The sequence below is a fragment of the Paraferrimonas sedimenticola genome (assembly GCF_002282855.1).
GTDB classification, from domain to species: Bacteria; Pseudomonadota; Gammaproteobacteria; order Enterobacterales; family Shewanellaceae; genus Paraferrimonas; species Paraferrimonas sedimenticola.
Map to the genome: position 1 here is coordinate 45813 of NZ_NRIR01000008.1, position 12377 is coordinate 58189.

General features: G+C 53.8%; 13 protein-coding genes. All 13 read right to left on the reverse strand.

Going from position 1 to position 12377, the window contains the following annotated elements; genetic code table 11:
- Nucleotides 1–52 precede the first annotated feature (52 nt).
- Genes CLC93_RS13965 through CLC93_RS14025 form a run of 13 tightly spaced genes read right to left on the reverse strand, consistent with a single transcriptional unit; the run spans nt 53 to nt 12373 of the window.
- Nucleotides 53–763, reverse strand: coding sequence for a hypothetical protein (locus tag CLC93_RS13965; RefSeq protein ID WP_095506602.1), 711 nt, complete (start codon nt 761–763; stop codon nt 53–55).
- A complete protein-coding gene (locus tag CLC93_RS13970) occupies nt 763–1302 on the reverse strand; it encodes a hypothetical protein (protein WP_095506603.1) in 540 nt (179 codons plus the stop codon). Before CLC93_RS13970 ends, CLC93_RS13965 begins: the two co-directional genes overlap by 1 nt.
- The gene (locus CLC93_RS13975; protein ID WP_095506604.1) at nt 1302–2162 is read right to left on the reverse strand and encodes a hypothetical protein; all 861 of its coding nucleotides are present in this window, start codon (nt 2160–2162) and stop codon (nt 1302–1304) included. The genes CLC93_RS13970 and CLC93_RS13975 overlap by 1 nt, the downstream gene beginning before the upstream one ends.
- A 9-nt stretch (nt 2163–2171) precedes the next feature.
- Nucleotides 2172–2618 carry a GNAT family N-acetyltransferase gene (locus CLC93_RS13980; protein WP_095506605.1) on the reverse strand — a complete coding sequence of 149 codons (447 nt, stop codon included), beginning with the start codon at nt 2616–2618 and terminating at the stop codon, nt 2172–2174.
- A 3-nt stretch (nt 2619–2621) separates the two neighbouring features.
- Complete coding sequence (locus CLC93_RS13985; RefSeq protein WP_095506606.1) at nt 2622–4121, reverse strand: hypothetical protein; 1500 nt, start codon at nt 4119–4121, stop codon at nt 2622–2624.
- Nucleotides 4118–7774: a hypothetical protein gene (locus tag CLC93_RS17805; protein WP_211286877.1), complete on the reverse strand. Its 3657-nt coding sequence runs from the start codon at nt 7772–7774 to the stop codon at nt 4118–4120. The genes CLC93_RS13985 and CLC93_RS17805 overlap by 4 nt, the downstream gene beginning before the upstream one ends.
- A complete protein-coding gene (locus tag CLC93_RS13995; protein WP_095506607.1) occupies nt 7774–8877 on the reverse strand; it encodes a hypothetical protein in 1104 nt (367 codons plus the stop codon). Before CLC93_RS13995 ends, CLC93_RS17805 begins: the two co-directional genes overlap by 1 nt.
- Nucleotides 8878–8887: 10 nt before the next feature.
- Nucleotides 8888–9988: a hypothetical protein gene (locus tag CLC93_RS14000; RefSeq protein ID WP_095506608.1), complete on the reverse strand. Its 1101-nt coding sequence runs from the start codon at nt 9986–9988 to the stop codon at nt 8888–8890.
- Nucleotides 9989–9998: 10 nt separating this feature from the next.
- Nucleotides 9999–10334 carry a phage tail fiber protein gene (locus tag CLC93_RS14005; RefSeq protein WP_095506609.1) on the reverse strand — a complete coding sequence of 112 codons (336 nt, stop codon included), beginning with the start codon at nt 10332–10334 and terminating at the stop codon, nt 9999–10001.
- A 10-nt stretch (nt 10335–10344) separates the two neighbouring features.
- On the reverse strand, nt 10345–10563 hold the full coding sequence (locus CLC93_RS14010; protein ID WP_095506610.1) for a hypothetical protein: 219 nt from the start codon (nt 10561–10563) through the stop codon (nt 10345–10347).
- Between the two features lie 2 nt (nt 10564–10565).
- A complete protein-coding gene (locus CLC93_RS14015) occupies nt 10566–11528 on the reverse strand; it encodes a hypothetical protein (protein ID WP_095506611.1) in 963 nt (320 codons plus the stop codon).
- On the reverse strand, nt 11529–11726 hold the full coding sequence (locus CLC93_RS14020; protein ID WP_095506612.1) for a hypothetical protein: 198 nt from the start codon (nt 11724–11726) through the stop codon (nt 11529–11531).
- Nucleotides 11723–12373: a hypothetical protein gene (locus CLC93_RS14025; protein ID WP_095506613.1), complete on the reverse strand. Its 651-nt coding sequence runs from the start codon at nt 12371–12373 to the stop codon at nt 11723–11725. Before CLC93_RS14025 ends, CLC93_RS14020 begins: the two co-directional genes overlap by 4 nt.
- Nucleotides 12374–12377 lie beyond the last annotated feature (4 nt).

Genomic DNA, 12377 nt, shown 5'->3' on the forward strand with positions numbered 1-12377 from the left:
ACTTGCTCCAAGAAAAAACCGGCCTAAGCCGGTTCTGTAGAAAGGGGAGTGATTAGCGCTTTAACGGGTTGTAAGGCGCTGCGCCTCGAGTCGTGAAATTGACCTTGTGGGTATCGACTGTGATTGCTTGTTCAGGCTCTTCCTCCTGAAGTTGTTTCAAATAAGCGTCATAGTCGAACTGAGCGGTTAGCGTTGGCTCCGGTGTGGGTTCCGGATCTGCGGTAACGGTTTGCTCGGTCGGTTGGCCAACCATGGCCAGCAGCCCGTATTTACCCAGTGTCTCGTTATCCAAACCGGATTGGTCGATGATGGTTTGATAAGCGGTTTGAGTGTTCGCTTGCAAGTCCTTCACTGCCGCTTGGTACCCCGCCACATCGGTAATTTGGCCAGTCACCGGATCGGTAAAGTTCGCGGTCAACGATTTAGCCAACAAGGATTGTTCTTGCCCCACGCGAGCGAAAGCGCTGTGAATGTAGTTCAGCTGAGTGTTGCGGTCTTGGCGAGCGTAGTTGGTGCTGCGGTCTTCGCGGTTTTCTTTATGACGGCGCTCCTTGGCGTCTTCCGACTCCTGGTAACGACGATCATTAACGCGGTCGCGTGCTTCTTGGGCTTTCTGAGCGGCTTTCCAGCGGCGTTCGATACTCGCCTCACGCAGTCGGTTTTGCTCGTTCTGGTTAATCATTAGGGCGTATTGCGACAAGCCATGAGCGGCAGCTTTACCCGCGTCCGCAATACCTTTGCCGATGCCATACAAAAGAGACATTACGCACCTCCACCTTGCAGTTTGTTCAATAGCCCTTGGGCTTGGTTAGGTTGGGCCGGCGGTGCCTGCTCGGGCGCGTCTGATAGCAATCCTAAATTGCGACCTTCGGCTTCCGCTTCTTGCACCATGGCTTGCAGTTCTTGAGGGTTGAGCTCGCCGGTTTGCTCTTTCATCGTCAGGTAAGCACTAAAGGCGTGCGATACCACCTGATCAATAAAATCTTCGGTTAGCTCGTCTTCCGACATAGCACCGGCTTCAATGGCCAAATCAGTAAGCTCCATCAGAATTTCGGTACCTAACAGCAAGTGAAGATCGTCGGCTATTGGAAACTCTTTGAGCGTACCCATGAGCACGGTAGCCACCGCATTGCCCAAGCCTTTGGTTAGGTCTTGATTCTCAAGTACCAGGGCGGCAACGCGATCACCGGTTTCACCTTCGCCGTGAATGATCACCGTGGCGACTTTGAACGCTTGTGTTAGCTGCTCTTCTTCTTTGGCGGTTAACTGCTCTTCGCCTTGCGATTGCATTGGCTTATCCATTACTTGCCTCCCAGTTTCTTAGCTAGGTCATCCATGGAGACTTGAGGATTCCAAGCACCGTAACGATCGGCAGCGTTTGGCAGCTGCGTCATCGGGCTTAGGGGAACGGTATTCAGTAGCCCGGAAAGGTTTAAATCCACGCGATTGCCTTCACCGTCCACGCCGTAGTAAGTCATGCGCTTGCGAGCTTCTTCCGCCTCTTTATCGGCGGCATAACCTTGGATGGCGTTGCCTACCAGCTGCGAACCGGCGTTAATACCAGCGGACCACAATAGACCTTCACCGGCTGACATACCGGCAGCGGCTGGCGCGGTATTCACGGCAGCATTAGCGGCGGCGTCTGCGGCAGTTTTGGTGGCTGCGTCTGCAGCGACGTTACCCACGGCAGAACCGGTTACACCATTGGCGGCAGCATTCGACGCGGCTGCATCAATCATGAGCGTTGGGCCTTGAGTGGCAGGCAAGCTAGTGGCGGCAGTTGTCGCGGCAGTTTTGGTGGCAGTCGCGGCAGGCGCAGCATTACCCCAAACACCGGCACCGACAGCGCCTTGGGTTGCGGTTGTTGCAGCGGCACCACCAGCGGCACCAGACCAACCACCGGCAAGCGCTGAGCCTGCACCAGAGAAGTTACCAGCCATGAGCGCGGTACCGGCAGACTTCACGCCGGTCCAGGCACTAGCAATGCCGCCAGCGGCTGTACCTCCCGCCGACATAGCGCCGATCAATGCTGCTCCACCAAAATACACAGCTGCAGCGACAGCGGCGACTTTCACCACCGGCTTAACAGCCTTCCACACTTTCTTGACCACTTTCTTGGCGCCGTTCCATACCTTCTTAACGGCTTTCTTTACAGCACTCATAAGGAACTCCTAGACAGATTTTGAGTACAGCCCGCCAATTGCTTGGAAGCCGTGACGTTCATAAAGCTGACCAATCCGCGCTGCGTCGGTGTGGCCTGAGCTAACCCCTAGCATCAGGGTTTTCACTTTCGGAAACTGGGATGCCCAACGGATGAAGCGACGCAATAGCCAAACGGCTTGGTCGCCATGCTTGGGCGAAACACAAAACGCCATATCGGTGGCGTAAGCGTCTTTAGAAAAGAAATGCTCTTCCCAAAGAGCAATCAAAAATCCAACCACCTGACCGTTAACTTCAGCAACAAAGCAGTCCATGGTTCTATCGGAAATCGCACGGCGCACCATGTAGCGAGCTTTCTTGTCGCTAAACTCCACAGGGTATGAAGGCGATTCCGCTAAGGTGGCTTCGCCAATCGCTAAGATGGCATCAATGTCGTTGTGTGTGGCCAGTCGGATCATGAATTAAGGCTCCGCTCGAGTTGGACCAAAGGAACCGCCACTGCCATCGGACGGACCACCTGGCGTTGCATAGTCAGGCGGGAATACCCCCGGCATTTCGGTACCATCACGACCGCCGCTATCGTCAGGCGCTGGCGGGTACGGGGTACCGCCAATACCGTACAAGGTCGATAGCATGTTCGAGTGTTCGGCCAGTTGGTTGCGGATCATTTCGACGGCTGCTTTTTGCTGCTCCGGCGTCATGTTCGGGTTGTTCAATGCCAAACCCATCGCTTCAAGCGCTTGGTTGACGGCAGAGGCTTGCGCGTTGGTGTACTGAATGCGCATATCGTGGTCCATGCCACGCAGCTGTTTTTCCATATCCGCTTGAATCTGCGCGTTGAGCTCGCGCCAGCGTTGATCGTTTTGCAGGGTTGAAAGCTCTTTCTGGTAGTTCTGCAAAATGGCATCGCGTTGCTGTTGCAGATCCGCGCTGAGCTCCATGTTTGTAATGCCGTACTGCTGCAGCTGCTCGTCGCGCTTGGCTTGCAGTTGTGCGTTGAACTGCGCCGAATCCAAACCGTACTTTTGCAAAATCGCATCGCGACTGGCTTGCAGTGCGGCTTGATGATCCATGCCTTGCAGTTGGTATTGTTGTGCCAGGGCATCGCGTTCGCGCTGAATATCGGCCTGCTGCATGAGGGTTTCAAACTGATAGTTGGCGTTCTTATCCGCCATGCTCGCATCGTGTGCCATCGCTTGATTGGTTTTCTCGGCATCATAAGCTTGCTGCCAGCCAAGCTGCTGCGCCTGGGCGTGCGTTTGTGCGTCTTGCTGTGCAATCGGCAAAGCACGGTCTAACATCGAGCCAAGCGCGGCTGAAGTGGCAATAGAGCTGGATTGCAGCCCACGACTAGCGGCGTATTGATTGGCCAGTGCGGCGGCTCGCTGCATTAAAGGGCTGTCGGCATTCAGAATGCCTTCCATTTGATTCGCCACCATCGAAGCATCGTTCGGGTTGTACTCGCCTTGCGGGGCAAGCGTTTGGCCTGCGTAACCTTCTTTGGTGAATTCACCACCGGCAGGGTTTACTTGCACTTGTGGCGCACTGGGTAGCTGACCTTGCGGCACATCAGGCATCACGGCATCCGGCACACCGGCTTGAGTGGCTGGCGGTGGCGCTGCTGTTAATGGTGGGATCACGGTACCGGGAGTCGGTGGCGCACTCGGGTCGGATTGCTCGCCCGGTTGTGGGGCCGGCTGAAACTGATCCGAAGGTCCGCCCGGCTGCGTCACAAGGCCCGGCTCTTTAATCGTCGGGTATTGCGTCTGGTAGGTCGGGGTCAACGGTTGAGCGGTGTAATTCTGCCCAGTAGAAGGCGCACCGGTAGCCGATAGCAAACTGTCCTTTTGGATCGGTTGAATGGTGTTACCAGGCACCGGCGAATAAACCGGCGTTAATACCTGGTCCTTTGCCTTTTCGATTAAGGCCGGTTGCAGAGAAGAGTCGTTTACAGTGTTCATATTGCTATTCCGCCTGAGCCGGGTAGTGGTAAGAACTCCCAGTTCTGTTCTCGGTAATCCAGAATCAGGAGGTCGCTTTTGAAGATTTCCATTTGGCTCGCGTCCAATGCGATTTGCAGATGACCGCTATCTTTGTTGGTCATCAGCCAGTTGTACTCGGTTGCATCGTCAATCAGCTCGAGCTTACAGCCACGCATGATGCCGCGCAGGCTGTTGATGCGGTTGCCGTTCGCGGCGGTGGTTGCACCAAACATAAACTTGCCCACATCGTTCGAGCTGCCCACGGTGACACCGTAAGACTGCGAAGGAATGAGCGGAGCGCTTAAGTTGTTGTGATTGATGTTGATGCGCGTACCCCAAGTGTGAATTAGGGAGAATTCCCAAAAGCCTTCACGCAGCGGGGTAATCATCTTGATTTCATTTACGTGTCCGCCTAAGCACACTCGCAAAATGTCGTAGTTCGGACCGGTAACTTCGATAAACATGCCTGCGCCGGTCGAACCTTCGTTCTCGTTCGAGCACTGACTAAACAGTGAAATGGTTGGCTTGTTGAACGAAATACGGTCCAGCCAGAAACTCACCGACCAACGCGAGGTTTTTGGTGAGGCAATCATTTGCGAAGGTGCCTGCAAACCACTGGCGTAACCGGTCAGCTGGTAAGCCCAATAGCCTTCTACTGGCTGCGGTGGTGGCTCTACCGGCTGCACAATGATCGGGTCTTCGTCTTTCGGCGGCTGGTCTGGATCAGGGTCCGGTGTTGGATCTGGGTCTGGGTCCGGCGTTGGGTCTGGGTCTGGGTCTGGAACCGGATCAGGCTCCGGTACTGGAATCGAGCCCAAGCCATAGCGCAACAAGTTGGCCCAGGCTAAATAGGTACCGTGCCAGCTCAGTGTTGGCGCGACGTCCTGCATCATGGTGAACGCCTGATCGACCACTCGGTCATCCCAAGCTTGCAAGTGAATCCAGTGCCACGCCGCACAAACTTGCTCGTCACTGCTCGATATACCTGAACCATCGACAAACTCACTGTAGCGCGGGTTTAAGAACATCACTTCGGTAAGGTTGTTGGCCAGCGCCGTCATCAGCTGGTTATCAGGATTGCCACCGTCTTGCTGATACGCCAGCAGGAATTCGATATTGGTATCGCCGTGGTTCAAATCCTCATAAGTGGTGCTTGGGTCAGATACGTGATGCTGATAGCGCGATCGGGCGTACTTGCCGCTGTACTCCACCGTATCTTCAAAGAATTGATAGAGCTTATGCACGCGAGGCATGTAATCCGTTGCGCCGCCATCCCACTTACTGCACAGCATCATCGCGTGAGCCATGTTTAGGTTGTGGTTCTGCGGCAATGGGCGCGAGTAAAGCCCGTTGTCAGTCACTAGGTCATTGCCAACGTGCGGGTAGTAGAACGAACCGGCAACCGTTGGCTGCTTGGTTTCTGAGTAGTCTGTATCGTGACTATCAATGATTTCCTTCGCGTCCGCTAAGTAGCCTGCAATCTTGGCATCAAAACCGCTAATTCCACGGCTCTTAATGAAGTCCACTACCAACATGATGCTGCTTAGGTTGCGACCGTCTTGCAGCACTTGAATGCGCCAGTTATAGCCGTCTTTCACGTAAGGCAAGCGCCAGCCTGGTGCGGCAATGCCTCGGTTGTTTAGGAAGTATTTCGGTGCCGAGCCGTAGCCATCGGTTAGCACATTGATTTCGCCACGCGCTTGGCGTCGCTTATCGGTGTAGTAAAGCATGTGATCGCACAGCTCAACCGCCCAATCGAGATACTTGTAATCGTTGAAGGTTTCGGCCATCGCCAAGTAAGCACGAATCCAAATAGAGCCACGCCATACAAAATCGCCAGTGTCATCGCCGTTGGTACCGGTGGTGTACGGGCGAGCGCCCGGATACAAATCAGCAAACGCCGCATCCCAATCCGCTTGGCTTTGCACTTGCGCTTGGGTCAAGTCAATCACAGCAGGCCCAGGTGTCGGCGGTGGGTCAGTTGGATCAGGCGTTGGATCAGGGTCGGGATCAGGTGTTGGCTCCGGGGTAATCGGCGGCACAATCGGATCGTCCGGTAGAACGTGCGTTGCATTGTGAACCGTCATCGTAGTGAAGTCGGTTAGCGTCACACCTAAGAACGGGAACAAGCCTTCAAAGCCCTGCGCGGTGTAATACATCGGTAGCGCACTGCCGCCCAAGTCTTCAATGCTGAGCGCCTGCAAGATGCCTTCAAAGTAGCCGTTGCGCCAGTATGCGCGGTCGAACACTAGGGTTGCAGGGTCCACGTTCGTAAAGTCAAAGGTAGCGGTTGTGGTTGTGCCATCGCTTAAGGTCAGTTGGCCATCGCCTATTAGGATTTCTAAGAAGCGAGTGTTCTCAACGTCCAGCTGCCCATAGATGCCGGGATAACCACCAGCTGCACTTTGATACTGCACATCAGCAGACTTCACGCGCACGCTGTAGCCCGTTGCACTGTCGGCAATCAGGTGTAGCCAGTCTTGCGGGTTGGTCAATTCGCCAAACCATGCACGAATGCGAACGCTGCCAGAAGCGTTGCTAAATACGGGATAGGTGCCATAGGTGTTCACGCCATTAAAGACGGTACCCGCACCAGCAGGGCCAACCGGTTGCACCACATCAGGACCGTCAATCACAGGTGGTTGCGTTGGCGGCTCCACTACGACTGGCGGCGGCGTTGTTGGTGGCGGTAAGACTGGCGCCAGCGAATCTTCCACTAGCGCTTCGTAAGCCAGCTGGAAACGGTTATCCGTGCGTTGGCCTGTGTGCTTCAATACCAAGCCACCCAACTCAATCGGTAGTGGGCGCTCAATCTCAAAGTTCTCATGCAAGGCTCGCATGTAGGCTTTGCCCTGGCGAACGTAGAACAGCATCGCATCGCCGTTGTGTGCGTCATCCAGTAAATCAAAGCCTGCCAGAATGTTGCGACCTAAGCCCAGTGGCTGAGTCACGAACGCGGCATCGTCCGGGCTGTACCAATACAGCTTCAGAGTGTTGTAGCCGATGCGATAGAAAATAATGGGGCGTCCAGCCTTATCGAAGGTTAATTCGATTTCCTCAATGGTTTCGGTTTCATTGAATACAAACAATGGGAACTCCCAACCGTCATAGCTGGCGATCTCCGCGCTGGCGTTTAACGAAAGATTGGCTTGCGCACTCAGGAACAAGCGAAGAGAAAGGTCAGTGACCGATTGAAGATTGAAGCTAGAATCTGCGCCAAACTTGATACCGTTGAAATACTCCACCAAGGCGTAAGCCGACAGTTTGGAAGTGGCGACCTCTAGCGGTGGCGCTGGCGTATTTACGTCACGAATGAGCGCATAAGGCGATAGCTTTGATGTGTCCACATTCGGTGGCGGTACCGGCGTATTAACGTCTTTAACGAGCGCGTAAGCCGATAGCTTTGATGTATCAATGTTGGTACTTTGCATCGGTTCGGTGCCATCTTCGGCAATCAGGGCGTAAGCAGAAATTTGACCAAAACGCGATCCATCAGTCGTTGGTGGTCGCTCGCTAGTCTCCACAAGGGCGTAAGCAGAAATTTGACCAAAACGCGATCCATCAGTTGTGGGGAAACTGCCCTTGTCCTCAATCAGCGCATAGGCGCTTATCTGGCCAGTTTTTGCAGCCATTAGACGCTACTCACTAGCTTGTGACCAATGCGTAAGCCATCCAGCTCGGTCAGATCCCAATCCCCACCATCCGGTGCGTCGACAAAGATGTGCGAGTGAATGTTGTAATCCGCCACGGTGGTTTCAAAGTTTGGTGAATAATCCGTATTGGTGCCGTCGTGAATGAGACTTTGGACGTTGGTGGTCAACGGCACCTCACCGGCAACCGATTGGCAAATCTCAACCGCTAGCACAGTACCCGCGTCGGTCCATGCGGTTGAACCGTCCTCAAGTCCATACAGGTTTTCGTGGCCCACGGTGGCAATTTCCACATGCGTACTAGGCGTTAAATCCCAAGTGGTATCGTCCACATCGTCATGATGCAAACCGCCGCTTGACGCGGTGGAGCTGGCGGCAATGGTGTCGTCGCTGTTGGGGTAGAGCGGCACCACACGAAGCACCCCAGCATAGCCGTTATGCTTGCTGCCGCTGCCGTCCATGATGGCGAGATGATCAAAGTCAACACTGTCGGAATAACTACTGTTTGAGTAGCCGCCCCAGCGTACCGAAACTTGACCGTCAAGCGCTGCGTCGGCAGTGATGATGCCACTGGTATCGTCTATCACTACGCCGTTACGGTAGACCTTTATCGATCCTGTCGCCGTGGTCGCTAATTCAATCTCAAAGCAGTAGTGATCAATTTCATCAATCACTAGCGCTATGGGGTTAGTGTTAAGTTTCGGATTACCATCATCCATTGCCCCCAACGAAAACTTAAACTCTCTCACCGCAACGTCAGCAAAATCTGTAGCTAGAGTAATCAGTGGGGTATCCGCGCCGTTCCACACCTCAAAAATGCGCTGATAATGGGCGGTTGAGATTGAAAGATCGTGGCCAGTTCGTTTAAGCCAGCAATTGATAATCAATTTATTGCCGCTCATGGTCATTTTTTGGGTTTGACAAGAAACAAGCCGGAAAGCACTACCTATCGCGCCAGCACCAAGCGCCGTTACGTCTTGATTGCTAAACACGCTCGTCCATTTGCCGCTATTGAGCATTTGCGTTGTTGCGGTGGCGGAACTGCCAGAGTAATCATCCAGCCCGTCCATAAATAAAAGTGCCATAATTTCCCCCTTAACTGCTGCTGATGTGCTTGTGGCCGACTTTGAGCGCGTCTAGCGTAGCTAAGTCCCACGCACCACCATCCGGTGCAGCGTCAAAGATGTGAGAGAAGAGTTTGTGAGCGACGGTCGTTGCGGTGTGCGTATCACCTTGAGCCGTATTTGTGCCGTCGTTGATGACAGCCGCTATCTCACTATTGGTTGGCGCGTTGGTGCCGACGTTCTGCTTCACCTGAAGCGCGATCACCTGGTCCGCGTCAGCCCAAAGCGTTGAGGCGACCGGAACGTCATACAGGTTCTGATCGCCTGCAGTGGCGGTTGATGTGTAGGTGCTATCGGCACCGTTGAGAAATTCATCGTCCACTTCTTCAAAGTGAGAGCCACCATTAAGCGCGGTGGCGCCTGCAGCAATGGCGTCATCACCATTAGGCAGCAAAGGCAGTACGCGAAGAATGCCAGGGTAATCGTTATTCTCGGCACCACCGCCATCCATCACAAAGAGATTGTCATAGGCCAGCCTTTCCCAGTAGTTACTGGATTGCACCTGACCGGCAATGATATTCACGTTTGCATTGTGCGCCGATACGGTGGCGACGTTTTGAATGTCAATAACCTTGATGCCGTCCTTGTAGACTTGCACGCGACCGGTGGCGCTAGTGGACTGGTCCACAATACAAACAATGTGGTGAGTCACGTTTTGCTCGAGCGTGAAATAATCACCTGCTCCACCGAGCTCAATGCCTTGGTAGTTAAAACTGCCGCGCTTGGCATACACGCGATTGGGCTTGCTCATGTTCATGCTGAGATTAAAGTGATTGTTAATCCCTACAAGACGTTGCCACGCGGTAGCGTTGTTCGAGGATTGTTGAGAAGTGCGGCGAACGTGAAAACCGATGATCACGCGATTACCGGCAATCGGCAGGCTTTTAGTCTGCCAGTAGCTTGAGTCGTCGTTAAAGACTAATGCGCTGCCCAGACCATCACCGTAGGCGGTTTCACTGGTGCGCTCCATGCCAGATGATGAAACGTAATCACCACTGCCGAGCATTTGCGCTGAAACGTTGCTGGCGCTGGTATCGTAATGATCAAAGCCATCCATAAATAACAAAGCCATCAGTGACCCCTTATAAATTCAATGCAGTGTTAGCGGCTTGCAGGATTGCTTGACCGTCTGCTGTCATGTTCGCGTCAGTAACATCGACGCGGCCTTTGAAGGTGGTGCCTTCCCAGTAGCCAATCCATGCGACTGCATCGCCGTTGGCTAAGTCGAACAACACATCAGCACTGAGCTGACGCGAACCGTTAACCGCTGCGTTAAAGGCGCAAGACTGGCGAGCGTAGCTAGCTGAAGCCAGTTCGTTGTCGGTACCGTTTTCGCCGGGATCACCGTCATGCAAACTCACGCTGTCGATGGCCATGGCGTTGAGCATTTCGTTCTTTAATGCGTTGCTGGAAATCATGCTGTCATCCTCACGATTGTTTGGCGGCGAATAGCACTACATCGCCATTGGCGTTTTGAGCGACTGCCCAATAACGTTGATTGTTTAAGCCTGAGTCGTCGCCCAGTGCCTGTGGACCAATTGCTTTGTCCTGAATCGCGTGCGGAAGATTTGGCGGCTCAGGAAACGGAAACATGGGGTATGGGCCGGCTTCGGTAATGTCGGACCATTGGGGATAGTTGGGAAACATGCTTAAGCTCCGCTATAGGTGCAAGTGGCTTCGACTTCAAAAGCCTTGGTGTTGTCTTTCGGGATCGGTGGGTTATAAACCACCGTCCATTGATTGCCCTCGGGCGTGATCTCGCGACTGCCAAAGGTCAAGCGGGTGAAGCCTGACGGTTGGGCATTGGCTTGTGTGGTGCGCACGCGATTGCGAACGTGATGCCCATCGCCTTCACTTGCTGGCGTGATGCGTACCGGATAAAACAGGTCGGCTTCATCGACCACATAGCCATTGGTTAAGTAACCAGGAACGCTGGTATCTAAGTCGAGCGAGCGCACAGACCATTCGCTAAAGCGCTTGCTCATTGAGTTGGTTAAGTTCTGCAGCCACGGTAAGGCGTATTCAGTGCCATCGCCTAAGTCGCCGGTCTTACTCACTGTGAACGTGGTTTGAACCCCGGCAATATCGACGGTGCCGGTAGACTCCATCGAAAAGCCCGGAGCAAGGAATTCGTAATACACCACCAAGGCTTCGCCCGGATTCACGGTAACGGTGGTTGGGTCGCCAGCGCCGTCTTGAATCAAAGCGCGGCTAACCAAAATCCCTTCGTTGGTGTAAATCCCCACTTCACCAATCGTGCCGGTGGCAGTATCTGGCATGAACTCATAACGCATCAGCACGCGAAAATCGGCGGTTTTACTTGGACCGTCATAGCTCGCTTCAATGGCCATGCGATCGTAGCGAGAGTTGTAGGCTATCGGCGCTTCCAGCTCGGTATCGTCGGCGGTCGGTGGTGTGGTGCCACTACCGACATAACACTGAGCAAAAACGCCACCAGCGTGCGCGGGGCAGCTCGGTGCGTAACCGGCATGCAGTGCATCGGTAAAAGCTTTTAGGACCAGGTTAGAGCTCGGCTCACCTAACGGGCGCTCACCGTCCTTAGTGATGACTGCCAAACGATACTGGCCTGATAAGGTTTGAGCGCTATTCATTTACGCATCCTCAAGCGAGTGAGTGTGTAAGTTATGAGTGACGGTCAGGCTGTCGCTGGCGTCAGGGGTTTGGTCGTCGCTCGGCGCAGTGGTTGGGTACTGTTGGCTAACTAGCGCCAAATCCGTGGGTACCAAGTTTTTCGCCAAGCGACGGTTGTGAGATAACACCGCGAACAACAAATCAAAGGTGTTTATCATGCGCTCAGTTCCTCGGCGGGATATAAGTCGCCCACCAATACCCAGCGGTCATTGCCAATGCTCTTCAGTGCAACGACTGAGTTGCGACCGTTGGCGCGTGCTGCCGATGGCGAGAGCACTTGAACGTTGTAAATTGAGTCGCCTTGAAACCAAACTTCCGCGTCGGTATCGACCATAAAGAAAATGACGCTATTCGCGCCGGTCACAATATCGCCATCCAATGCGCGAGCGGTGCGACCGACGTTAACAATGACTTTGCCCTCGTCTACGGTCGGGTTGGCCGGTACTTCGTAATTGAGAATGAAGAAGGTGCGGTGATCCGTACCAGTGACCGATAGCGCGTTGGTGTCGTGCAACTTGTCCACTATGTCTTCAAGCTGGCGCGAGCTCAGTTCTGAAACACGCATCAGATCCACATCGCCATCCTGGTTAATGTGCAACAGCGAATCCGCGTAAGCGCCATCAGGGATAGTGGTCGAGCCGACAAAGCTTTCAGGTAGCTTCAAATGGTTGTCGTTCAGCTGCTCAGTGATTTGGCGCAAATTGACCGAAATGCCGTTGAGCTTGGCATTCATTTCTTCGGCTTCGATCAGGGTATCCGGCACAAACGGATCGCCGTTTTGCCAGTAAGACAGAGTAAATGACATGAGG

What these genes read in the sequence shown, in the direction of transcription:
- CLC93_RS13995 (WP_095506607.1), bottom strand. Translation starts at nt 8,877, where the DNA reads ATGGCACTTTTATTTATGGACGGGCTGGATGATTACTCTGGCAGTTCC.
- CLC93_RS14010 (WP_095506610.1), bottom strand. Translation starts at nt 10,563, where the DNA reads ATGTTTCCCAACTATCCCCAATGGTCCGACATTACCGAAGCCGGCCCA.
- CLC93_RS14005 (WP_095506609.1), bottom strand. Translation starts at nt 10,334, where the DNA reads ATGATTTCCAGCAACGCATTAAAGAACGAAATGCTCAACGCCATGGCC.
- CLC93_RS13980 (WP_095506605.1), bottom strand. Translation starts at nt 2,618, where the DNA reads ATGATCCGACTGGCCACACACAACGACATTGATGCCATCTTAGCGATT.
- CLC93_RS14000 (WP_095506608.1), bottom strand. Translation starts at nt 9,988, where the DNA reads ATGGCTTTGTTATTTATGGATGGCTTTGATCATTACGATACCAGCGCC.
- CLC93_RS13985 (WP_095506606.1), bottom strand. Translation starts at nt 4,121, where the DNA reads ATGAACACTGTAAACGACTCTTCTCTGCAACCGGCCTTAATCGAAAAG.
- CLC93_RS13965 (WP_095506602.1), bottom strand. Translation starts at nt 763, where the DNA reads ATGTCTCTTTTGTATGGCATCGGCAAAGGTATTGCGGACGCGGGTAAA.
- CLC93_RS13970 (WP_095506603.1), bottom strand. Translation starts at nt 1,302, where the DNA reads ATGGATAAGCCAATGCAATCGCAAGGCGAAGAGCAGTTAACCGCCAAA.
- CLC93_RS14015 (WP_095506611.1), bottom strand. Translation starts at nt 11,528, where the DNA reads ATGAATAGCGCTCAAACCTTATCAGGCCAGTATCGTTTGGCAGTCATC.
- CLC93_RS14020 (WP_095506612.1), bottom strand. Translation starts at nt 11,726, where the DNA reads ATGATAAACACCTTTGATTTGTTGTTCGCGGTGTTATCTCACAACCGT.
- CLC93_RS13975 (WP_095506604.1), bottom strand. Translation starts at nt 2,162, where the DNA reads ATGAGTGCTGTAAAGAAAGCCGTTAAGAAGGTATGGAACGGCGCCAAG.
- CLC93_RS17805 (WP_211286877.1), bottom strand. Translation starts at nt 7,774, where the DNA reads ATGGCTGCAAAAACTGGCCAGATAAGCGCCTATGCGCTGATTGAGGAC.
- CLC93_RS14025 (WP_095506613.1), bottom strand. Translation starts at nt 12,373, where the DNA reads ATGTCATTTACTCTGTCTTACTGGCAAAACGGCGATCCGTTTGTGCCG.